This window comes from Methanobrevibacter sp., assembly GCF_017427765.1.
In the GTDB taxonomy this organism is placed as follows: domain Archaea; phylum Methanobacteriota; class Methanobacteria; order Methanobacteriales; family Methanobacteriaceae; genus Methanocatella.
Map to the genome: position 1 here is coordinate 1 of NZ_JAFRSC010000032.1, position 21,495 is coordinate 21,495.

A 21,495-nucleotide genomic window follows, 5' to 3' on the forward strand; every position below is an offset into this window, starting at 1 on the left:
AAAAAATACATGAGCAAAAGATACCAAAAGACCCTTCGAACATACTGGAAATGGCAAGATAAAAAAACAAACAAAATCAAAGACACATACCACAAAATAAGCCACGACCTAGTTAAAGCTTATGATTTAATATGTATGGAAGATTTAAACATTAAAGGAATGTTCAAAAATAAATACTGGAGTCCTAAGCTTCAAAGAATAGCATTATACTCGCTGGTAGATAAAATCCGCTACAAAGCACAATGGCACAACAAAGAATTCATTCAAATCAGCCGGCGGTATCCATCAAGTAAAAATTGCCACCACTGCGGATACTACAACAAAGACTTAGAATATGAAAAAGAATGGACTTGTCCACAATGCGGAAAACATCATAACAGGGATATTAACGCCAGCAAAAACATACTACATGAAGGAATAAGGATTCTTCAAGAAAAAATAATAAAGAACCTCCGGGACGGAGGGGATAGCACGGTAAATCTAGATGCATTAGCATCTACAGCCCGTGAAGTAAGAATCCTCGAACTCCACAGCTCGAGGTAGTTCAAATTAATAATGTCTATTTAAAATTTTTTCGAGCACAAAATAGAATCGTTTATATATTTTCTTTGATATACTTCAAAACATCAAAGAAAAGGTGATTCTATGGGATTATTTGATAGATTTAAAACTCCTGACTGGAAGAATAACAACTATGATATTCGACTTAATGCTGTTAAAGAATTAAATGATCAGGAAATATTAAAAGATGTGGCAATACATGATGCCAGTCCGTTCATACGAACTGTTGCTATGTCTAAAATAAATGATGAAAAATTTATAATTGATTTGGCAGAAAATGGTTTTACATCACAACGCCCAAGTGCCATAAATGCACTTGAAAATCCGGAAGCACTATTAAGAATAGCAAGAAATGATAAAGATGAATATTGTAGTAAAAAAGCCTATGCTAGATGTTTTAAAATTAGTGTAGAAAAGGATTCGTCAGATTATTCTGAAATCGGACAAGAATTCTATAAAAAGTTTCCTGAAGATATAAGGGCTATTTCTGCCATGTTGTATACTGCATATAAAGAAAAAATACCTCTAACTGGTGAATATATGTATGAGTACAAGAATGCTTATGATAAAATGCTTTTAAATAGTAGTTCTGCAATGAATGTAATTGATATGGAATTGCAGGATTGGTATCTTGATTTGGGTAATTCAACATACAAAAAGTTATAATAGCTATTTTAATGTTATGGGGGATTTTTAAATATAATATTCAATAAAAACAAATCTAATAAATTAAAATTGAAAAAAAAGATTATATTTTTGCAAAACAGTATATAAAAGTGAGATGGATTTTATGAGAAACATTATAGTTGTTGATTGCATTTCTTCTGGAACAAATTATATTGAAGATATTGTAAATAGAGGCCATAAACCGGTCATATTGGAACTGCAGTCTGGTGAAATGAATGTAGATGAATATAAACAAAAAATGCAATCTAATTATGATAGGGTTGGATATGATTATGATCTTGTTTTTGAAAAGGACACATATGAAGGCACTGTTGAAATGATTCGTGAACTAGACCCTTTACTTATTGTGGCAGGCAGTGAGAGGGGTGTTATTCTAACAAGCAGACTATCAAATGATTTAGGATTATTGGGCACTCCCATAGAAAATTTGGATGCAATGACTCTAAAGGATAAGATGCATGAAAGGCTTGCCGAGGAAGGACTTAGACACATCAGAGGAAAGGTAGTTTCTTCAGTTGATGAAGCTGTTGAATTTTATGAATCAGAATCCCTAAATGAAGTGGTAATCAAGCCTATTTACAGTTTCTGTTCGGTTGGTGTTCGCATATGTTTGGATAAAGAAGAAATGATTGATTCTTTAAAGGAGATATTCAATAAGAATAATGCCTATGGTGATGCAAATACCGAGCTTTTGGTTCAGGAACGCATTAACGGTGAGGAATATATTGTAAACACCACATCCTGTGAAGGAATCCCACGTTTAATCTCAATGTGGAAATACGAAAAAATTAAGACTTCTGAAGGAGCAATTGTCTATGATACCATCAAATCAGTCAAGAGACTAACTCTTGGTGAAGCTGAAATGGTGGAATATGCATATGATGTAGTTCAAGCAATCGGAATTGAACACGGTCCTGTTCATGGTGAATTTAGGATAGATGAAAAAGGTCCTGTGCTGATTGAAGTAAACTGCCGTCCTGCAGGTTTAAGCATGGCATCAGAATATCTGGATATGATTTTTGCCCAGCATGACACTGATTCCATATTGGATTCCTATTTAAATCCCGAACGGTTCAACGAACAAAGAAAACAACCATACAATCCTCCTGGAAATGGGACTGTAAAGCTGTTCATTGCTCCTGAAGACATTCTTGCAAAATCTGTGCCGATATTAAACATGACTTCAAACCTCAACAGTTATTATGACAGCACATTGCATAACATTAATGAAACTGAACTTTTTGTTAAAACTGAAGATTTAAACACTACTTGTGGCGTAGTCTTTTTAGCAAGTAATGACCCAAATGCCGTTAATGAGGATGTTGAGTTTTTAAGAAGCGTTGAGAAAAATGCATTTGAACTGATTTTAAGCGACGAATCAGTTGAAACTGACAGTATAAATGAAGAAAAAATAGTTGATGAACTTCGAAAGATAATCAAATCTGTGGAAAAATATGGTCATGGTTTAATAATGACAGACCAGGAAATTGATGATGTTAATGTTTTGCAGATTACTCTGGAGAATGTTTATAGATTGCACGGACACTTTGATTACATCATCGTTAATTTAAATAAGAGTCTTATTGACATGGACGATGAACATGCAGTCAAATTAATCATTGACCTATTTTCATACATTAAAATCGGCGGTGTTGTATTTATTCCAAAAAGCACCTACGATTATCTTCCAGGGGGTCGAAAAGGAGTTGAAGCCATAATCAAAAATTCGGATTTCAACATTGAAGTTCCACCATTTGGATTTAAAAATGCAGTTATTGCATCAAAAAACTAAAGATAAGTTAAAAACTTATCTTTTTTTCTAATTTTAAGCCGACAACAGACACGATAATTGCCAGAATGCATGCAACGGCACATATAATGCATACTAATTGGGATGATTTCACAATTAAAGCATAATTGTTTGAGGTCAAATCAAGAGATCCCATAATAAGTCTGAATACTAGTGTCATTAAACTCAAACTAAGGGTCTGGCCGATAGCCCTCATTGTGAGCTGAGAAGCGGAGGCATGTGCAGCATATTTATTATCAATTGAGCTCATAATGGCATTCATATTTGGAGATGAGAAAAGACCCATTCCTATAGCTTCTAAAACCATTGCTATAACGATGATGTATAATGGGGTGCTTTTATCCATAAATAACAATATTGCAAATGCAAATACGGTAATTAACATACCGACGGTAGCTATTTTTTGAGGATGATATTTATCTGAAAGCTTACCTGCATTTGGGGAGGTAATTGTCATTACTATGGGGCTTATCAACATTATCATGCCGGTGATTTGAGGATTCCATCCTCTGACAATTTGGAAATGATAGTTGAATATTGTCGTGATTGCCATTACTGCTAAATACCCGCATAGTCCGGCAAAATTGTATAATGTAAATGAATGATTCTTAAATAACTTAACATTGAATGCAGGTGCTTTTTGCCGTAATTCATAAAATCCAAATCCGACCAACAGCATTAATCCCAGCAATACCAATATTATTGCTTTTCCGTCATATAATATTGTTATTCCATAAATGAACAGTAATATGCCCACCATGTACAATGCCATGCCTTTTAAATCAAGCTTATCGTTTTCATTGGTTTTCCATTCTCCCTTGACTTTAACCAGCATCAATATCAAACCGATTGTGTTAAAGAATATTGTAATTAAAAACAAAGATTTCCATCCGAAGTGCTGAACCAAAAACCCACAGACAACCGGAGATACTGAAGTTCCTAAATAAACTCCTGAAACGATAATTCCCAATGCTTTGCCTCTGTTTTCTTCAGATATTGCAAGAACGATTATTGCAATTTCAGCAACGTTTGCAATGGCAAGACCAATGCCTTGAAGAATTCTTGCTGAGAAAAACATTTCTGTTGAAATGGATATGCATGAGAGAACTATTCCAAATAATATTATGGCCTGCCCTATTAGTAATGACTTTTAAACCCATATTTTCCAGTAATTTGGCCTGCTGGTAATGTAAAAATAGTGGTAACAAACACCAATACTGTGGGAATCCAGTTCTGCAAAACATTATTCATTCCGAATTCTGAAGCGATAGCCGGACTTCCGATATTTATGCCTGTTGTGAGAAAAACTGTGAAAAATGAAGTGATGAAAGTAATTATTACAAAGTTTTTTTCAAAATTATCGGACATATTTTAGATTATATCTCCTTAACTAATTATACTTTTGCACTGATTTGGAAATATCCGTTAAATCCGATTCTTTTTACTTAATTATGCTCCTTATCAAGTAACAAATATGAACAAATCATGCAATAATCTCATATTTCATTTTAGACAATTGAATTACTGATTTTCAAATATTATTTGCACTATTTAAAAATTTGTCCCTGGAATTTATACACGTCGCAGCTTTCATCCATCCAGCTGTCTGCACTGATTCCTGCTTTCATACAGGTATGTTCTAAAAAGTCTTCAATTGTAAATGCATTTTCTGTTGCAACCTGTGGAAGCAAAAGACCTCTTGAATATCCTTTTTGAATAATCAGTCCGTCTGTTCCGATTTCAATTTCGTCAAAGTATTGGTCTGGGTGTGCTACAATAATCATTTCAGGTTTTGTCAGGACGGTTACTTCCAAATCAAGTATCGGAAATTCGTCTTTGGTTACTGCACTGAATCTTGGATCGTTAAATGCAGCTGCAATTGCAACTTCGATTGTTGCCTTGATTGCAGGTTCGATTGGCTCAGCATATCCGATGCAGCCTCTTAAAGTATTGTTTTTATTTAATGTGACGAAAACTCCTAATTTTTCATCCAGTTCAATCGGATAGTCGTCTGGTATTTCTAATTTTTCTTTTGTTTCTATATAATGTTCTATTGCCTGTTTAGCTATTTTTACTAAGTATTCTCCTGCTCTGTCTGTAATCATTATCCCATTCCTCCAACTAATGCGTTCAATATTCTTGTATGAGGGCCTCCGTCACCTACCGGAGCGGTCTGACCGTCTTTTCCGCAGAATCCCACACTTAATTTAAAGTCATTTCCAATAGCGTCAATATTTTTCAGTGTTTCAAGAATATTTCCGGAAAGTGAAACGTCTCTAACTGGTGTAGATAACTCTCCATTTTCAATCAGATATCCTTCAGCGGCATTGAATTGGAAAATTCCTTTTCCGGTATCAACCTGACCTCCTCTGGAGCCTTTAAGATATATTCCCTCTGGAATGTCTTCAATTAACTCTTCAAATGTGTTGTCTCCAGGCTGAAGGTAAGTATTACTCATTCTGACAATTGGCTTATCTGCAATCAGTGACCTTGCATTTCCTGATGAGGTCATGCCAAGTTGGGATGCGGTTTCTCTGGAATTGAGAAGTGAAATCAACTTTCCGTCTTTTACTAACTGATTTGGTTTTGTCTTAATTCCTTCAACATCGTACGGATAATATCCGAATCCGTCCTTTAGACTGGCATCATCAAAGATATTTACAATCTCGGAAGCTATCTTCTCGCCTACTTTGTCCTTTAGTATTGAATCGTTCTGTAAGATTAAATCTCCTTCAACGGCATGACCTAAAGCTTCATGTATTAAAACTCCGGTTAGTTCAGGGTCTGCTATTACCGGAAACTGTCCTGAAGGTGCAGGTTTGGCGTCAAGCAGTCTGACAGCTTTTTCACCAATATTTCTTCCAAACTCTTCAATATCCCTTTCGCCAATCACTTCAAAACCTTTAACTCCACCCATGCTTCCATGGCCGAACTGAATAATTTCACCGTCGGTTGCAGATGCATTTAAAGCCATTCTGACTCTTGAAGTTTTAACTTGAATTTCACTGCCTTCGCTGTTCATAAACAGCTCATTTATTTCGCTGTCTGCATAGCTTGCTGTGGTACTGTTTACTTTTTCGATTGTAGCCGCATCGGATGCGGTTTTCATAATCTCCTTTTTCTCTTCAACGGATATGTCCTTGAATGGTATTTTAACATCCACTGCAGTTTTATCTTTAATAACTTCACTTTCACTTAATTTAACGTCTCCCTTAAGTGAATTGGACAGTTTGATTGCAGTTTCAGTTATTTCATTAATTTTGGATAAGTCTGTTGTATATGCAAAACCCCATGCTCCATTATTCAACACTCTGATTCGTGCTCCAAGGCTCATTCCGGTGTTGATTTCATCTACATCTCCATCTTTCATTAATATGGATGTATTTTCACTATTTCCTGAGCGAATATCAATGTAATCTACTTTTTGGGAAGTCTTTGCAATAACTTTTTCAAATAAATCAATATAATCTTGCATAAAATCACTCATATAGATTAATCTATTAATTAGTTTGATTCACATGTTTAATAAACATTTTTTTAAATCATTTTCTTAGATTTTTAAGCCATGCTCTAACGTTATTTCGTATAATGTATTTATAGCATCAAATCCTCATTTCATTTTTTTAAACATTTTTCATTATTATTACTTTTTTTTAAAAATAGCACTATTTTTATTACATTTTTTAAAATTCATTAAAAATAATAACTTTTTTATAGTATATAATTCAATATTATTTTAGGCATGTTTTAATCTATTGGTGATTGTATGTTTGTAATTGTTGGTACTGGTGCAGGCGGAGGACTTCTTGCTCGTGAACTTGCGAAAAATGGAAAGGAAGTCACCATTATAGAAAAAGGACCATATATAGAATCAAAAGATGCATTTAATTACTACAATGAGTATGTTCCGGAAGTGGATTTGCTTGCAACAACCTGTGTCGGCGGTTCAACAGTAGTGTCCATGGCCAATATGGTAAGGGCTCTTGACAGTGAACTTCATGAATATGGCATTGACTTGTCAAAGGAATATGAATACGTTGAAGAGTTGGTTGGAGTTCATGAACTTGATGATTCCCATATAGGTAAAGGCACACAACTATTTTTAGACGCAGCCCGCGAATTGGGATTGAATACTCAAAAAATGCCAAAGGCTATCAGAGAAGAGGATTGCATTCAGTGCGGAAAATGCGCATTCGGATGTCCTGTTGATGCAAAATGGACCGCAAAGGATTTTGTTGATGAAGCGGTTGAAGCGGGAGCTACATTAATATCTGATGCGGTAGTGACTGATATCATTTTATGCAATCTTGAAGCATGTGGTGTCAAATACGTTAAGGACGGTGAAGAGTTTTTAATCAAATCCAAAAAGATAATTTTATGTGCAGGAGCTATTGAATCTGCGGTAATTTTAAAAAGTTCCGGACTGACAGGAATCGGTCGTGAACTGTTCTTTGATCCTTTTGTTACAGTTGGAGGATATCTAAAAGACATTAATTTCAACACTGAAGTCCAGATGGCAGGTTTGGTAATAGGTAAAAACTTTGTCCTGTCTCCTCACTTTTCAACATTTATATATGATGACGGTGAAGCTATTGATGCTAAGGATACCTTATCGATAATGGTTAAAACCCCTGATGAGGCAAAAGGTTACGTGCACAGTGACGGTTTCATTCAAAAAGTCAACACAATCAATGATATAAGATATCTTGCTGAAGGAGTGGCTGTTGCAGGAATGATTTTAGAAAAAGCAGGTGTTGATCCAAAAACAATTAGCTCAACTGTTTATAGGGGAGCACACCCTGGCGGAACTGCAGCAATAGGTAAAGTCGTTGACAGCAACCTGGAAACTGAAATTCCTAATTTATATGTCTGTGATGCAAGCGTATTGCCAATAGCGCCTGGAAAACCGCCTATATTAACAATACTTGCACTTTCAAAAAGATTGGCAGATTATTTAATAAGAGGATATTAAGTTTATTCGAACTGTTTTTCGATTTCTTCTGTTTTTATTAACTTTTCACAGTAATGGCACCTAACAACCGGAGGATATTTTTCAATAACATTAAATTTAGGTGTGATGGGCTCATTTTCATAATTTGTAATGCATTTCGGATTTGTACATTTAAGGATTGATGTAATCTTATCCGGAAGCCTAATCTTATCCTTTTTAACCGGTTCAAAGTTTCTGATAATATTGATTGTAGCCTGAGGAGCAATTAAAGCAACTTGATTGAGCTCTTTGTGATCCAGTTCTCTGTTTTCAATTTTTAAAATATCCTTTCTTCCGATTTCAGATGATGAAACATTCATAGCTACTGTTACGTTTTGTGTTTTGCAGTCCGGAAGACCCAAAACCTTGAGAATGTGCAGGGATTTGGTAGCAGTAATATGGTCAATTACTGTACCGTTTTCAATTGCTTTAATTTTTAATTCTGATTTGTCTTTTTTGGCCATTTAATCTACCTTTTATACATTTTTAAATCTTTAATTTCAATTGCTGCTTCAGTGTCTTTGACTAACTGTTCGGGACTTTTCCCTTTAGTTGCAAGAGTAAATGTTTCAATAACTCTAGCTCCACGCATTTTAACTTTCTCTTCAAGTCTTTCTATATTTGAATCAGCACGATTGCTGTCCATTGTAGCAAATAATACAGCATCTTTGCCCCTTAAATTCAACCTGTCAATGATTGTTAATATTGCAGGTGTCGGATTTCCTGCCCAGGTCGGTGTTCCGAAATATATTGTGTCATAATCGGTTATATCCACATTTGATGGAGTAATTTGGGTTTTGGTTTCTCTAAATGCATTTATTGATGAGAATAGTTTGCTTCCAAATCCGTCACGTTTTTTCAAATCAAGGATTCTGACTAAATCCGCATCCAAATATTTAGCTAGTGTTTTTGCAACTAAATCAGTTTTTCCTCCTTGAGAATAATATATAATTAATGTTGCCATTTCTCTCCCCCTCTTTTTGTTAATTAGGGATGAAGACCGAAGTGTGTTAAACCTGCTGTTTCGTCAATTCCAAGAAGTATATTCATGTTTTGTATGGCCTGACCTGATGCGCCTTTAACAAGATTATCGATTGCTGAAAGCATTACCAATCTTCCTGTATCGTCTATTTCAAATCCGCCAATGTGTACGAAGTTTGATCCTCTAACAGCACTTAAGTGAGGTATTTCTCCTTCATCCATAATTTTAATAAAGAATTCTTTTCCGTATTCCTTTTCGTAAAGTTTTCTAATTTCATCTGGAGTAATATCTATATTTTCATCATTTAAAAAGCTGTGGCTTGTAGTCTGAATTCCTCTTATGACTGGTACAAGATGAGGTGTAAATGAAACTTTAACGCCCTCAAAGCCTTTTAATTCCTGCTGGATTTCAGACATGTGCCTATGTGATGATATTTTATATGGATTAACATTATCAGCAATGTTTGGATAATGTGTTGTTGCTGATGGATTAACTCCGGCTCCACTAACTCCAGTTTTTGAATCAATAATTATTCTGTCTACCAAATCGTTTTTAACCAACGGGTATGATGAAAGTATCGCACCTGTTGGAAAACACCCCGGATTTGCAACAAGGTTCGCTTTTTTGATTTCATCTCTGTATAATTCAGGAAGTCCGAACGCACCTTTGTTTTTGCTGTCTGTGTGTTCCATACCATACCACTTTTCATAAACTGCAGTATCACGGTATCTGTAGTCTCCACTTAAATCCACAACTTTTGCACCGGTTTTTAGGATTTCCGGAACGATTTTCATTGATGCACCGTGAGGAGTTGCGGTAAAGACAACATCTGCATCCAATTCATCAGGATTTTTGTTTTTAAAAACAAGGCCTGAATCTCTTATGTGTGGATGAATTTTATGTGCTGGAGTTCCATCATATTGTCTTGATGTAATATCAGTAATTTCCACTTCCGGATGGTTTAAAAGCATTCTTAATAGCTCTCCACCGGTATATCCACTTGCTCCTATGATTGCTACATTAAACATTTTAATAATCTCCTAATCTTCACAGTTATCTAATATTTTTCCTTCGAAATTTGTATTTTGAATCTTTTTTATGATTTTACAGCTGCTGTCAAGTTCACAATCCCTGTATTTTTCAACACGTATTGCTTTTGCTTTCAAGCCTCTCTTGTCAATAGCTGCCTGTAATTTTGAAATGTCATGATTTTGATCAGCACCTACAGTGATGATATCCGGATTGATTTCATGAACAATTTTAAATACATCTCCATTTGCATCTCCTAGATATGCCTCATCTACAGGTTTTAACATCTTAATCAATTCTAAACGTTGGTCTTCTCCAACAATTGGCACTCTTTTTCTTCTCTCTACAGTTGAATCACGTGCCACCACGACATAAAGTTTAGCATTTTCTCCGCCCAGCTTTTTTGACTCTTCCAGATAAACGCCGTGTCCAGGGTGGAGTATATCGAATGTTCCGGTTGCCATTACCTTTTTCATCTAATTACCTCTTTTGGTATTTTAACGCTTCAGTTAAATCAATTTTATTAGTATAAAGTGCAGAACCTATTACAACGCCTTCTACACCAGTTTTATTTAATAATTTAATATCATCAATGGTTGTTACTCCTCCAGAATATACTATTGGAATATCAACTGATTTTTTCAAATCTTCTACAGGTTTAGTGTAAAAACCACCTAAAAGACCTTCCACATCAACATTTGTAAACAGTATGCTTCCCGCACCATGTTCTTTAAACTCGGCTGAAAGTTCTACAGGTGATTTGTCAATCTTTTCCTGCCATCCTTTAATGACTACTTTGTTGTCTTTGCTGTCAAGTGAAATCATAATTCTCTCGGAACCATATTCATCTGAAAGCTCTTCAATGGTTTCAGGGTGTTTAATGCCCATTGTTCCAATAATTATTCTTTCAATATCCAAATCAAGGAGCTGTTTTGCATATTCGATATCTCTTATTCCGCCGCCCACTTGGATTGGGACATTAACCTCATTTAAGATTTTTTTAATTATTGGAAAGCTGGATTTTCCATGGATTGTTCCATCCAAATCAATAACGTGGATGTTTTTTGCCCCTAAATCTTGCCAATGGCTAGCGACAAGTTCAGGATTATCAATTTCAACCATTTCGCTTCCAGGCTCACCTTGAACAAGTTGTACACATTTTCCATTCTTAATGTCTACTGCAGGCATTATTAACATTTCATCTTCTTTAAATGACATTTACATTTTTCCTGTACATTTTTATTATAATGTAATTATATGTTTTGAAATGTTTTATATGTTTCTTTGTTTGAACAAAAATCGTGTTAACCTCATTGTATAATTTTTTTTAAAGTACAAAGAATTTTTTGTATTGGAATTTAAAACAGGTTAACTGATGGTATTGTTGTGTAGTTCTTTTAAATGAAATTTAATTAGCTATAATGGTGTTGTGGGATAATTAATTGAATTTAAACTATTTTTTTTGAATATTTGTCTTATTTTTTCATAATGGTATCAGTTGTGATTTGAAGCGATAATAATTTAGGCATACCTAAATTTATATACTATGTCAAACAAAAATTCACACAACTGAATTTAGAAGGAATATTAATGAGTACAATCATAGAATTTAAAAATGTAAATAAGGAATATAGATCAGGAGATCACATTTTAAAAGCTATGGATAATGTTAATTTTACAATTGAAGAAGGAGAATTTGTTGTAATTCTTGGACCGTCTGGAGCAGGTAAATCAACACTCCTTAATCTTTTGGGAGGTCTTGACAGTGTAACTTCCGGACAAATCATTGTAAAAGGACAGAATGTTGAAAGCTTTAATGACAATCAGCTTACAGAATACAGGGCAAAAAACGTGGGATTTATTTTTCAGTTTTATAATTTGATTCCGAATTTGACTTCCCTAGAAAATGTTGAATTGATGAAGGATATAGTGGATGTTAATATCGATGGGTTAAGTGTTCTTGACTCTGTAGGTTTAAAGGATCATGCAAATCAGTTTCCATCACAATTATCTGGTGGAGAACAGCAAAGAGTATCTATTGCAAGGGCAGTAGCTAAACAGCCTGCAATGCTTTTATGTGATGAGCCGACAGGAGCACTGGATTCCAAAACAGGTGTGCTGATTTTAAGTCTGTTGCAGGATATGAGCAATAACAAAAACACAACTGTTGTAATTGTGACTCACAATGCAATACTTGCAGAAGCGGCCGATAAGGTAATAAGAATTAAAAACGGTCAGATTGAAAGTGTTGTAGTAAATGAAAACCCAAAAAAGGTTACTGATTTGGAATGGTGATGGCATGCTTTTCAAAAAGATGTTAAGAGACATCTGGAAGCATAAAACCCAATTTTTATCTATTTTTCTAATGGCGTTTCTGGGAGTTTTTGTCTTTGCAGGTGTCGGTGGGGAATCAGTTGGCCTTGAGGTCAATGTCGATAAATATTACAGCGATACAAACCTGGCTGACGGATGGATTTATTCAGCCAATCTGGATGATGATTTTGTTGATAAGGTAAATAACCTAAACCTTACAACCCAATCTGAAAGGCAGCTGGTCATAGATTCGGTTGCAGACTTTTCAAACGATCCTGAAATCACACTGCATTTCGTTGAAAACAATACCTTGTCAAAATTCCATCTGATGGATGGTGAACCTCTAAACATCAGTGATGAGGATGGTGTATGGCTTGATAAAAGCTTTGCAGATGCCAAGGATTTGAAAGTTGGAGACAACATTACATTTGAATTCAATGGACTTGAAATCGAAAAGGAAATTAGGGGAATTGGTTATTCTCCGGAATATGTTTATCATGCATCAACTGCATCAATAATTCCTGACTTTAATAAAATCGGTTTTGCATACATGTCCTATAAGGCATTTCCGGTTGATAATGTTCCATATAACGTTATGCAGGTTAAATTCAACGGAAGTGCTTCTGCATACAGTGATTTGTTATCCGATAAATTGGATGGTGATTACAATTCATTTGTGGAGCAGGCTGAACATTCAAGCGTTAATCAGTTTTCAGAAGAAATTGACCAGCACAAAATGATGGGAGATATTTTCCCGGTTGTATTTATCCTGATTGCCATGCTGATATTGCTTACAACCATGACAAGGATAATCGCACATCAGAGAACTCAAATTGGTATTCTAAAGGCCAATGGATTTTCCGATAAGTCAATAATGATTCACTATATATCCTATGGTTTCTGGTTGGTATTCGCAGGTTCTATTTTAGGTTTGATAATAGGGCCTATGGCCTTGCCGCAGCTGTTCTATCCGTCAATGAGTGCAACTTATAAGATGCCATCCTGGGATACTGCATGGAGCATGAACTTTGTTTATGTTGCTGCATTAATGATTATAATGTCTCTTGTTGTTTCATTTATTGCCGTTAGAAGCATATCAAAAGAAAAGCCGGCAGATACAATAAGACCAAAAACACCTAAGATTTCTACAACTGGTATTTTGGAGAAATTTGGATTCTGGAAAAGATTTTCATTTAATGCGCGCTGGAATTATCGTGATGCAAAAAGAAATAAGTTCAGGGCGGTAATGACAATCGTCGGTGTAATAGGATGCAGTGCACTTCTGGTATCTGCATTCGGAATGTATGATGGAATGAATGATTTAAAGGAATGGGAATATAATCAGATTAATCATTATGACTCAAAACTGGTTATTGATGAAGAAGCCAGTTTAGGTGAAATCAACGATGTGGCTGAGGAAGTTGATGGTGATAAACTAATGGAATCAGCTATTGAGATAGAAGCCGGGTCGACTAAAAAGTCAGGTTCGCTTCTGGTGCTAAACGACACAGATTTGGTAACTCCAACAGATTATGACTGGAATAAGGTGGAAATTGCAGATGATGAAGTTTCTATTTCACAAAAAATGGCTGATATGTTGGATGTTAAAGTTGGAGACACAGTAAAATGGCATATTATGGGTTCCGATAAATGGGTCAATACAACAATCGATAAAATTCACTCAGATCCGACTTCACAAGGAATTATAATGTCCGCCGATAAGCTGGAAGATTTGGATTTAAACTACTCTGCAACAAGCATTGTAACTGCTGAACATGTCGACAAGAATTACTCAGCTATTAAGGCAACAAATTCCATGAAAGAGATGACTTCAAGCTGGGATGAGCTGACAGAATCAATGTGGCTTTTAATCTACATATTAATATTCTTCGCTTCACTTTTAGCTGTTGTAGTGCTTTATAATTTGGGACTGTTGTCATTTACTGAAATCGAGCGGGAAATTGCAACTCTAAAAGTATTGGGCTTTAAGACAGGGGCCTTAAGGAAATTGCTTCTAACTCAAAACTTATGGTTTACAGCTATTGGATTCATATTGGGCCTTCCGGTAGGTTATTACATATTGGCAGTAATGTGGGAGTCTTCAGGAGATTCATTTTACATACTTCCTTCAATTTCTCCTTCAAATTTCATTTTAACTGCTGCAATAACCTTTGCATTGTCAATTCTTGTAAACCTGATGTTTTCAAGAAAGATTAAAAAGTTGGATATGGTTGAATCACTGAAAGGTGTTGAATAGGTTTTTACCTACTCACCCTTATTTGGTGACAAAATATTTAAAATAGAATAACTTCAAACTGTTATCTGGTGATACGATGGTTGAAGTTACTTGTGAATCAAAATATATGGATTTGTTGAATGAATATCCTCTTTTGAAAACAGACCTTGTTCAAAAAAACCATAAATTCAAATTTTTAGTTACTCCAATGGGAAAAATCTCTCTGTGGGAAGCTGATCTTGAAGAAGTCAGCCAACACGCTGAAATGAGTGTTGATGAGACAGTTGAATTATTTAAAGAGTTAATCAACTCTTATTAATCTTTTTTTGTATAAATACATTGCCAAGAGTTATGTAGGTTCAAATACCTCAATAGAGTTAAATTCAATTTAAGTGAGTTTTTTATATTTCATTTTTCTAATATATTATCATGTCATTATCTAAAAAAATGCTGAGGGATATAAAAATCAATAAAACACAGTTTATTGCAATATTTCTAATGGCATTTTTAGGTATTTTCGCTTACTGTGGAATATATGGGGAGTATTATGGCCTAGTGCAAACTTCCGATGAATATTACACGCAGACCAATCTGGCTGACGGCTGGATATTCAACACGGATTTCGATGATTCGGCAGTTGAAAAAATAAGCGAATTTTCTACTCAGGTGGACAGGCAATCCGTAATTCAATCGCAGGCTGATTTGGAAAACAAGCCAGATATTAAGCTGCACTTTGTTGAGAAAGCTACTGTATCCAAGTTCTATTCAACGCAGGGTGAGGACTTTAATCCTCAGGATGGTTCCGGAGTCTGGCTGGATAAACGTTTTGCTGATTCGCGAAATCTCAATGTTGGAGATAAAATCACCTTTGAGTTAGAAAATGATAATATTACAAAAGAAATTAAAGGTTTAGGATATTCTCCGGAATATATTTATGAATCTTCACCAAATTCATTAACTCCTGATTTTTCACAAATAGGTTTTGCTTACCTCTCACATAAGGCATATCCCGATGATTTAAATTATGATACAGTCCTTGTAAAATATAACTGCTCAGATAGTGAGTTTAAGGAAAAATTGGATGATTCGATAGATTATCTCTCATTCACTAAAAAGGATGACCAAATCAGTGTAGCTAAATTTTCAGATGAGATGGCTCAGCACAAGATGATTGGGGATGTTTTCCCGCTTGTATTTATTTTGGTTACCTTTTTGACACTCCTGACAACCATGACTAGAATTGTAACTCACCAGAGAACTCAGATTGGAATTCTAAAAGCGGTGGGTTATAGGGATAAAACAATCATGATGCATTATATATCTTATGGATTCTGGCCAGTTTTGGCAGGCGCCATTATTGGATTGGTTATGGGGCCTATGATAATCCCACAAATGTTTTACCCGACAATGGCTGCAACTTATAGTATGCCAAGCTGGAATCCTGGTTTTGATATAAGTTTCATATATGTTGCTTTGCTGATGGTTGTATCATCTGTTTTTGTAACTTATCTCTCATGCAGAAGAATTTCTAAAGAAAATCCTGCCAATACATTGAGGTCAAAAGCGCCAAATGTTTCTTCAAAAAGTCTGATTGAAAAATCAAAAATGTGGAATCATTTAAGTTTTAACTTTCGCTGGAATTGGAGGGATGCAAGAAGAAACAAGTTTAGAGCATTGATGGCGATAGTGGGTGTGATGGGTTGTGTTGCATTGCTGATTGCAGCATTCGGTATGGATGACAGTATGGATGAGCTGAAATCATGGGAATATGATGACATAAGCCATTTCGAATCAAAACTTCTGCTTTCAAGTGAAGCAAATCCTTTAGAGTTGCACTATATTTTAAATATCACCAACGGCAGCTTTATCATGCAGCAGTCAATCGAGATTAAAGCAAATGATATGGAGGATACGGTAACGATTTTAGTTTCAAATAATACTGATTTGATATCATATACTGATTCCAACAGAAAACCTCTTGAAATTGCAGAAGGAGATGTTTCCATTTCCAAAAAACTTGCAGATAAATTTAATTTGGCTATTGGCGATAAGATATGGTGGCATATTGTCGGAAGTGATGAGTGGGTTGACTCCGAAATAGGTCAGATTCATGCAGAACCAATTTCGCAGGGTCTGATAATGTCTCCGGATACTCTCGAAGATCAGGGTTTAAACTTCACACCAACAAATATTGTGACGAAGGACAAGTTCGACGAAGATTATGATTCCATCAAATCAGTTTCAAGCATTTCAAAACTTAAGGAAAGCTGGGACCAGATTACAACTTCTGTTATGATGATGGTTTATGTTGTGACTGTCGTTGCCGTTTCACTGGCTGTTCTGGTTTTATATAATTTGGGAATATTGTCATTTACAGAAATGGAGAGGGAAATTGCAACTTTAAAGGTTTTAGGATTTAAAACAAATGTTTTAAGAAAGCTATTATTGACACAAAACTTAATATTTACAGCAATTGGTTTTATATTGGGAATTCCTTTAGGATTTTATTTCATGACGCTGATGATGAATGCTGCAGGCGATTCTCTTTATTATATTCCGTCTCTGACATGGGGCAATATCATTTTATCTGCGATAATAACATTCACAATATCAATTGGGGTTAATTTATTGTTTTCAAGTAAAATCGATGATTTGAATATGGTGGAAGCTCTAAAGGATGTGGATTGATTTCAACAGTTTAATAAATAAGTCTTAACATATATTTATATAAGGTTTTATCTTAGGAGCAGGGTAAAATGGGTTTTTTGAAGAATTTAAAAAAGAGCATGGGCATATCTAAAGAAAAACAAAGACAAGAACCAGATGAAATACCTCAAAAAGAAGCTGATTTAAATACATCACATGAGACCATAAATTTTAATGATGCTCCTAAAACTGGTGATTTTAACCCGACTTCGGAAAAAGAAACTATTGAAAAAACCCCTAATTTCAAATATCTGGATGAACTGATTCATTCAGGTTTAAAGGAAATCACTTTAGATTCTAATATTATTTTAGATGATGGTGAAGAGGAAACTTATGAAAATGGTATTTCAGTGGATGTTGAAAATCTAATTATCAATGGAAATGATTATATAATCGATGCAAAAGAAAAGGTCCGTATTTTTAATATTGAAGCGGATAATGTTGTTTTAAAAAATATAAAATTTGAAAATGGTTTTTCAAGCTCTGATGGATCTTATGGGAAAAACGGTGGAGCGATATGTGTTGTTAAACATCCTTTAACCATTGAAAAATGCGTATTTACAAATAATTCCGCTGGAGGTAACCATTGCAGTGGTGGAGCTATCTTCAATATTAAAAGTGATTTAAATATATCCGGCACAGATTTCATTGACAATTATGTTTTTGAGGGTAGTGGTGGTGCAATTTATACGTCATTGGATGATGGCGGTCTTTTAACTTTAAATGATTGTAATTTTGAATCAAACCATATTAACTCTGGTCGTGGTGGTGCGGTTTATATCTATCAGGGCAGTTCTGTTTTTACAACATGCACCTTTGACAGCAATTTTACATATGAAGGCGATGGGGCAGCAGTTTATAATGATGGGGCGGATTTAACCTTGGAGGACTGTACATTTGAGAGCAATTCTGCTAAAACACCTTCCCTTGATAGTTATTACAAAGGATATGGGGCTTCTGTTTGTACAAAAGGATTTTTAAAATGTGATGAATGCGTTTTTAACAATAATTCTGCAATTGCTGCATCTGCAATCTGTAATTATGGCAGTCATGTGAAGATATTGGATTCCAGATTCGATGACAGTCAGTCACAATCAGCCAGCATGATTTTGCAGTTTGAAAAGGACGCTACATTATCTGTTGAAGATTCAAGGTTTAAAGTCACTTCTCCTAAAGAAAAGATAGTATATGTGGCTGAGGGATTTTGTTATATAAAAAATTCAAAATTATGTTCTAATAATTCTGAAGGCAAGGCTTATGCGGTTTACAATGATGGTGGGGATGTGACACTTGACAATGCCAGATTTTTCGATGATATCAACAATAAACTGATTTATAACAATAATACCATATGGATTTATGAAAAAGATAAATTGGAACATTTAATTGAATCAACTTTCCACTCAAACCCTATAAAATATTTAAAACAGGGGATTGATGATGATACTAAAGGATTCACATATTTACAGGAGCTTATAAATAAAAGCATTAGTGGTGATGGTTCGATTGAACTTAAATTAACTGAGGATATCACCCTAAATGAGCAGGAAAGGTCCTTTTTTGAAGGGGGTATCGAGCTTGATGTGGACAATTTCATTATTGACGGGCAGGAACACATCATTGATGCAAAAAATTTATCTCGGGTATTTTATATTACCGCAAATAATATCACTTTAAAAAATATTGTTTTTAAAAATGGGATGTATTTCAAAAATCCTCTGGACAATTATGAAACTGGTGGAGGAGCTATTTTATCAGCACATAACACTTCATTTTCCGTAATCAACTGTGAATTCATTGAAAACGAATCAAGAGTTTCTGGTGGTGCAATATTTAACAAAGGAGAACTAAAATCAATTAAGGACTGCAAATTCATTAAGAATAGTTCCAGACAAAACGGTACACTAAACAGCAGTAACTGTTCATTTTCCATAGACAATTGTGTTTTCCATGATAATCTGGCTATGCGGGGTGGAGGAGTGTATACCAATAATGGTTCGGTTAATATTATTGATTCTCACTTTACAGAAAACATTGCAAAGATGCAGGGTGGAGCCGTTTTTGTTGAAAAGTCTTCATTGAATATTAGAAAAGCAGAGTTTAAAAGAAACACTATTGATGATGGTTTGGCTGGTTCAGCGATTTATAGTGCAAATTCACCTTTAAATATTGAGGAGTCTATTTTTGAAAGAAATGTTGGATTGGGTGGAGCAATACAAATTAATGATAATAATTCGGCCAGTTATATTCGCAAATCAGATTTCATTGATAATTTGGCAAGAAGTAGTTTTTCTTATGGTACAGGTGATGCTATTCATATCATAGGTAATTTAACTGAAGATAAGTGTGTTAAACTCCTGTTTTTAGAAAATTGTACTTTTAGGGGATACCGTCCAGTTATTATAATAAATAAGTATTGCGGTATAGATATTTCCTCTTCTGATTTTGACACTCATCATATAATAGGAAATGATGATTCTGCGGTTGTAGTTCTTCATGGAAATGATATTATTGCAGAAGAGAATATAATTGATGGTAAAGTTATTATTGATAATGAAAAATAAAATAAAAAAAGAAATAATGTCATATTTCTTTTTTAACATTTTTGTGCAAGAATTCTCTGGCTTCTTTATGCCGGAGATGAATTGCACTTTGAGGGGGTATTATAATTTTTTTTCATTAAAAAATTATTACTTTTCAAATGCTCTCTTGGATAATCTCTTTTTATTGTAAGTGTATATACTTATAGTTATAGAAAAGAACAGTTATTTTAGTTCCTTTGGGTAAAAATGCAGGTTCTTTTTATGGGATCCTAAATGTATTTTTTTAGGGAGGATATGATGATGATTGTTTTTTCTTTGTCTAAAAAAATTAATTTGTGTGGATTTTGAGTTTTATGGTTGATAAGAGTTTTATTTTGACTGATAAAATTGAATTTGTTCCTGATAAGGATTTAGAAAGGGCATTAAATTTCAATTTGCGTGCCACAGGTTATGTATTCAATAAAACATTGGAATACAGTATTTACCGTGAAAACCTAGTCAAAGAATTCAATATTGGCAACCAATTTAAAGTAAATCGCAGTTACACACAAAAAATCATTAAACATCTAATAAAACGCAAACCTTTTTTGAAAAAAGCAGATTCCACATGCCTTCAAGCATCTACAGACCGTTTAATCAAAGCACATGATGGATACAACGATGGCAGAACTGGATTTCCTAAGTTCAAATCACTTAAAAAAAATCCAGTACGATCCATCACACTTAGAAACAACGAATACTCAACCAAAGATGGTATTAAAGGTACTATCAGGTGGGAGGATAATCGATTAAGGTTAAACAAACTCGGATATCTTGAAGTCAAATATAAACGGGATATTGATGGTAAAATCAAAGAAGCAACACTTTTAAAAGAAAATGGCAGATGGTTTGTTTGCATAATTTATGAAATGGAAAAAATACAACCAAAAGACAAGTTCACCAACCATGGTTTATATGTGGGTATTGATGTGGGATTAACAGACTTTTTAACATTTTCCAACGGCAAAACCGTCCCCAAACCTGACTTAAAAAGAATAAATGGCAGAATACAATCTTATCAGCAAAAACTGTCCAGGCAAAAAGAAGGGGGATCCAACTGGAAAAAAACACTAAAAAAACTCCACAAATGGATAACCAAGAAAAACAACGTAGTACTGGACTATTACCATAAAATATCCTACAATATAGTCAAACACTGCCAATTCATAGCCATGGAAACATTAAATATACGCGGAATGATTAAAAGTAATTTAAGTCGCAGCATTCATGAAATAGGATGGGGAAAACTCATAGAAATGATACGATACAAAGCCAAATGGTATGGACGTGAATTCATACAAATTGATAGATGGTTTCCTTCCAGTAAAAAATGCAATGTTTGCGGTGAAATAAATCACAATTTAGGTCGTGGAGAAAGAAAATGGGAATGTCCACATTGTCACACTGTACATAAAAGGGATGTTAATGCGGCTAAAAATATTTTAGACGAAGGTTTACGGGCCACTGGTTCAATGGTCCTATGCTTAGTAGATTTCATGCCTATTGGTCAAGGCAAATTCATATATTCATATAAATGGAAATGTTTTGACGAAACAATAGGCATGGCCTAAGAATCTCCAGCTTCTTAAAGCCGGAGAG

The 21,495-nt window shown here is 34.6% G+C and carries 19 protein-coding genes; 10 read left to right on the top strand and 9 right to left on the bottom strand.

Features of this window, described 5'->3' with window-relative positions; all coding sequences use genetic code 11:
* From IJL02_RS09540 to IJL02_RS09550, 3 genes are all read left to right on the top strand, one after another.
* Positions 1-543: transposase (locus tag IJL02_RS09540; RefSeq protein ID WP_292815674.1), on the top strand; the 543-nt coding region annotated here is incomplete at its 5' end.
* 102 nt (positions 544-645) lie between these two features.
* Entirely contained in the window at positions 646-1,227 is a 582-nt protein-coding gene (locus tag IJL02_RS09545) for a hypothetical protein (RefSeq protein WP_292815677.1), read from the top strand.
* A gap of 124 nt (positions 1,228-1,351) precedes the next feature.
* Positions 1,352-3,040, top strand: coding sequence for an ATP-grasp domain-containing protein (locus tag IJL02_RS09550; RefSeq protein WP_292815680.1), 1,689 nt, complete (start codon positions 1,352-1,354; stop codon positions 3,038-3,040).
* Between the two features lie 7 nt (positions 3,041-3,047).
* Here IJL02_RS09550 and IJL02_RS09555 read toward each other — a convergent pair whose 3' ends face one another.
* From IJL02_RS09555 to IJL02_RS09570, 4 genes are all read right to left on the bottom strand, one after another.
* A complete protein-coding gene (locus IJL02_RS09555; RefSeq protein ID WP_342765187.1) occupies positions 3,048-4,196 on the bottom strand; it encodes an MFS transporter in 1,149 nt (382 codons plus the stop codon).
* The gene (locus tag IJL02_RS09560) at positions 4,196-4,426 is read right to left on the bottom strand and encodes a hypothetical protein (protein ID WP_292815683.1); all 231 of its coding nucleotides are present in this window, start codon (positions 4,424-4,426) and stop codon (positions 4,196-4,198) included. The genes IJL02_RS09555 and IJL02_RS09560 overlap by 1 nt, the downstream gene beginning before the upstream one ends.
* Before the next feature lie 179 nt (positions 4,427-4,605).
* Positions 4,606-5,163: a TIGR00296 family protein gene (locus tag IJL02_RS09565; protein ID WP_292815686.1), complete on the bottom strand. Its 558-nt coding sequence runs from the start codon at positions 5,161-5,163 to the stop codon at positions 4,606-4,608.
* Positions 5,163-6,533, bottom strand: coding sequence for a TldD/PmbA family protein (locus tag IJL02_RS09570; protein ID WP_292815689.1), 1,371 nt, complete (start codon positions 6,531-6,533; stop codon positions 5,163-5,165). Before IJL02_RS09570 ends, IJL02_RS09565 begins: the two co-directional genes overlap by 1 nt.
* 291 nt (positions 6,534-6,824) lie before the next feature.
* Between IJL02_RS09570 and IJL02_RS09575 the strand changes: the two genes are divergently transcribed.
* On the top strand, positions 6,825-8,030 hold the full coding sequence (locus IJL02_RS09575) for a GMC family oxidoreductase N-terminal domain-containing protein (RefSeq protein WP_292815692.1): 1,206 nt from the start codon (positions 6,825-6,827) through the stop codon (positions 8,028-8,030).
* Positions 8,031-8,032: 2 nt separating this feature from the next.
* Here the strand turns inward: IJL02_RS09575 and pyrI are convergent, their stop codons facing one another.
* From pyrI to hisA, 5 genes are read right to left on the bottom strand one after another with little or no spacing between them, the layout of a single operon-like run.
* Positions 8,033-8,512: an aspartate carbamoyltransferase regulatory subunit gene (gene pyrI, locus IJL02_RS09580; RefSeq protein WP_292815697.1), complete on the bottom strand. Its 480-nt coding sequence runs from the start codon at positions 8,510-8,512 to the stop codon at positions 8,033-8,035.
* A gap of 5 nt (positions 8,513-8,517) precedes the next feature.
* On the bottom strand, positions 8,518-9,012 hold the full coding sequence (locus tag IJL02_RS09585; protein ID WP_292815700.1) for a flavodoxin: 495 nt from the start codon (positions 9,010-9,012) through the stop codon (positions 8,518-8,520).
* Positions 9,013-9,035: 23 nt separating this feature from the next.
* Complete coding sequence (gene argC / locus IJL02_RS09590) at positions 9,036-10,058, bottom strand: N-acetyl-gamma-glutamyl-phosphate reductase (protein WP_292815703.1); 1,023 nt, start codon at positions 10,056-10,058, stop codon at positions 9,036-9,038.
* A gap of 12 nt (positions 10,059-10,070) precedes the next feature.
* The gene (locus IJL02_RS09595) at positions 10,071-10,535 is read right to left on the bottom strand and encodes an FAD synthase (RefSeq protein ID WP_292815708.1); all 465 of its coding nucleotides are present in this window, start codon (positions 10,533-10,535) and stop codon (positions 10,071-10,073) included.
* 4 nt (positions 10,536-10,539) lie between these two features.
* Positions 10,540-11,277 carry a 1-(5-phosphoribosyl)-5-[(5-phosphoribosylamino)methylideneamino]imidazole-4-carboxamide isomerase gene (hisA, locus tag IJL02_RS09600; RefSeq protein WP_292815711.1) on the bottom strand — a complete coding sequence of 246 codons (738 nt, stop codon included), beginning with the start codon at positions 11,275-11,277 and terminating at the stop codon, positions 10,540-10,542.
* A gap of 372 nt (positions 11,278-11,649) precedes the next feature.
* On the opposite strand from hisA, the gene IJL02_RS09605 reads away from it, so the two are divergent.
* From IJL02_RS09605 to IJL02_RS09630, 6 genes are all read left to right on the top strand, one after another.
* Positions 11,650-12,354 (top strand): ABC transporter ATP-binding protein, encoded by a 705-nt coding sequence (locus IJL02_RS09605; protein WP_292815716.1) that lies wholly within the window; start codon positions 11,650-11,652, stop codon positions 12,352-12,354.
* A complete protein-coding gene (locus IJL02_RS09610; protein ID WP_292815721.1) occupies positions 12,317-14,629 on the top strand; it encodes an ABC transporter permease in 2,313 nt (770 codons plus the stop codon). Before IJL02_RS09605 ends, IJL02_RS09610 begins: the two co-directional genes overlap by 38 nt.
* A gap of 76 nt (positions 14,630-14,705) precedes the next feature.
* On the top strand, positions 14,706-14,927 hold the full coding sequence (locus tag IJL02_RS09615; protein ID WP_292815724.1) for a hypothetical protein: 222 nt from the start codon (positions 14,706-14,708) through the stop codon (positions 14,925-14,927).
* Between the two features lie 110 nt (positions 14,928-15,037).
* Positions 15,038-17,296: an ABC transporter permease gene (locus tag IJL02_RS09620; protein WP_292815729.1), complete on the top strand. Its 2,259-nt coding sequence runs from the start codon at positions 15,038-15,040 to the stop codon at positions 17,294-17,296.
* Between the two features lie 68 nt (positions 17,297-17,364).
* The gene (locus IJL02_RS09625) at positions 17,365-19,878 is read left to right on the top strand and encodes a hypothetical protein (protein WP_292815732.1); all 2,514 of its coding nucleotides are present in this window, start codon (positions 17,365-17,367) and stop codon (positions 19,876-19,878) included.
* 353 nt (positions 19,879-20,231) lie between these two features.
* A complete protein-coding gene (locus tag IJL02_RS09630) occupies positions 20,232-21,467 on the top strand; it encodes a transposase (protein ID WP_292815735.1) in 1,236 nt (411 codons plus the stop codon).
* Positions 21,468-21,495: the final 28 nt, after the last annotated feature.

Bases quoted from the DNA above. Each gene is read 5' to 3' on its own strand.
- IJL02_RS09545 (WP_292815677.1), top strand. From the start codon at position 646: ATGGGATTATTTGATAGATTTAAAACTCCTGACTGGAAGAATAACAAC.
- IJL02_RS09550 (WP_292815680.1), top strand. From the start codon at position 1,352: ATGAGAAACATTATAGTTGTTGATTGCATTTCTTCTGGAACAAATTAT.
- IJL02_RS09560 (WP_292815683.1), bottom strand. From the start codon at position 4,426: ATGTCCGATAATTTTGAAAAAAACTTTGTAATAATTACTTTCATCACT.
- IJL02_RS09565 (WP_292815686.1), bottom strand. From the start codon at position 5,163: ATGATTACAGACAGAGCAGGAGAATACTTAGTAAAAATAGCTAAACAG.
- IJL02_RS09570 (WP_292815689.1), bottom strand. From the start codon at position 6,533: ATGCAAGATTATATTGATTTATTTGAAAAAGTTATTGCAAAGACTTCC.
- IJL02_RS09575 (WP_292815692.1), top strand. From the start codon at position 6,825: ATGTTTGTAATTGTTGGTACTGGTGCAGGCGGAGGACTTCTTGCTCGT.
- pyrI (WP_292815697.1), bottom strand. From the start codon at position 8,512: ATGGCCAAAAAAGACAAATCAGAATTAAAAATTAAAGCAATTGAAAAC.
- IJL02_RS09585 (WP_292815700.1), bottom strand. From the start codon at position 9,012: ATGGCAACATTAATTATATATTATTCTCAAGGAGGAAAAACTGATTTA.
- argC (WP_292815703.1), bottom strand. From the start codon at position 10,058: ATGTTTAATGTAGCAATCATAGGAGCAAGTGGATATACCGGTGGAGAG.
- IJL02_RS09595 (WP_292815708.1), bottom strand. From the start codon at position 10,535: ATGAAAAAGGTAATGGCAACCGGAACATTCGATATACTCCACCCTGGA.
- hisA (WP_292815711.1), bottom strand. From the start codon at position 11,277: ATGTCATTTAAAGAAGATGAAATGTTAATAATGCCTGCAGTAGACATT.
- IJL02_RS09605 (WP_292815716.1), top strand. From the start codon at position 11,650: ATGAGTACAATCATAGAATTTAAAAATGTAAATAAGGAATATAGATCA.
- IJL02_RS09610 (WP_292815721.1), top strand. From the start codon at position 12,317: ATGAAAACCCAAAAAAGGTTACTGATTTGGAATGGTGATGGCATGCTT.
- IJL02_RS09615 (WP_292815724.1), top strand. From the start codon at position 14,706: ATGGTTGAAGTTACTTGTGAATCAAAATATATGGATTTGTTGAATGAA.
- IJL02_RS09620 (WP_292815729.1), top strand. From the start codon at position 15,038: ATGTCATTATCTAAAAAAATGCTGAGGGATATAAAAATCAATAAAACA.
- IJL02_RS09625 (WP_292815732.1), top strand. From the start codon at position 17,365: ATGGGTTTTTTGAAGAATTTAAAAAAGAGCATGGGCATATCTAAAGAA.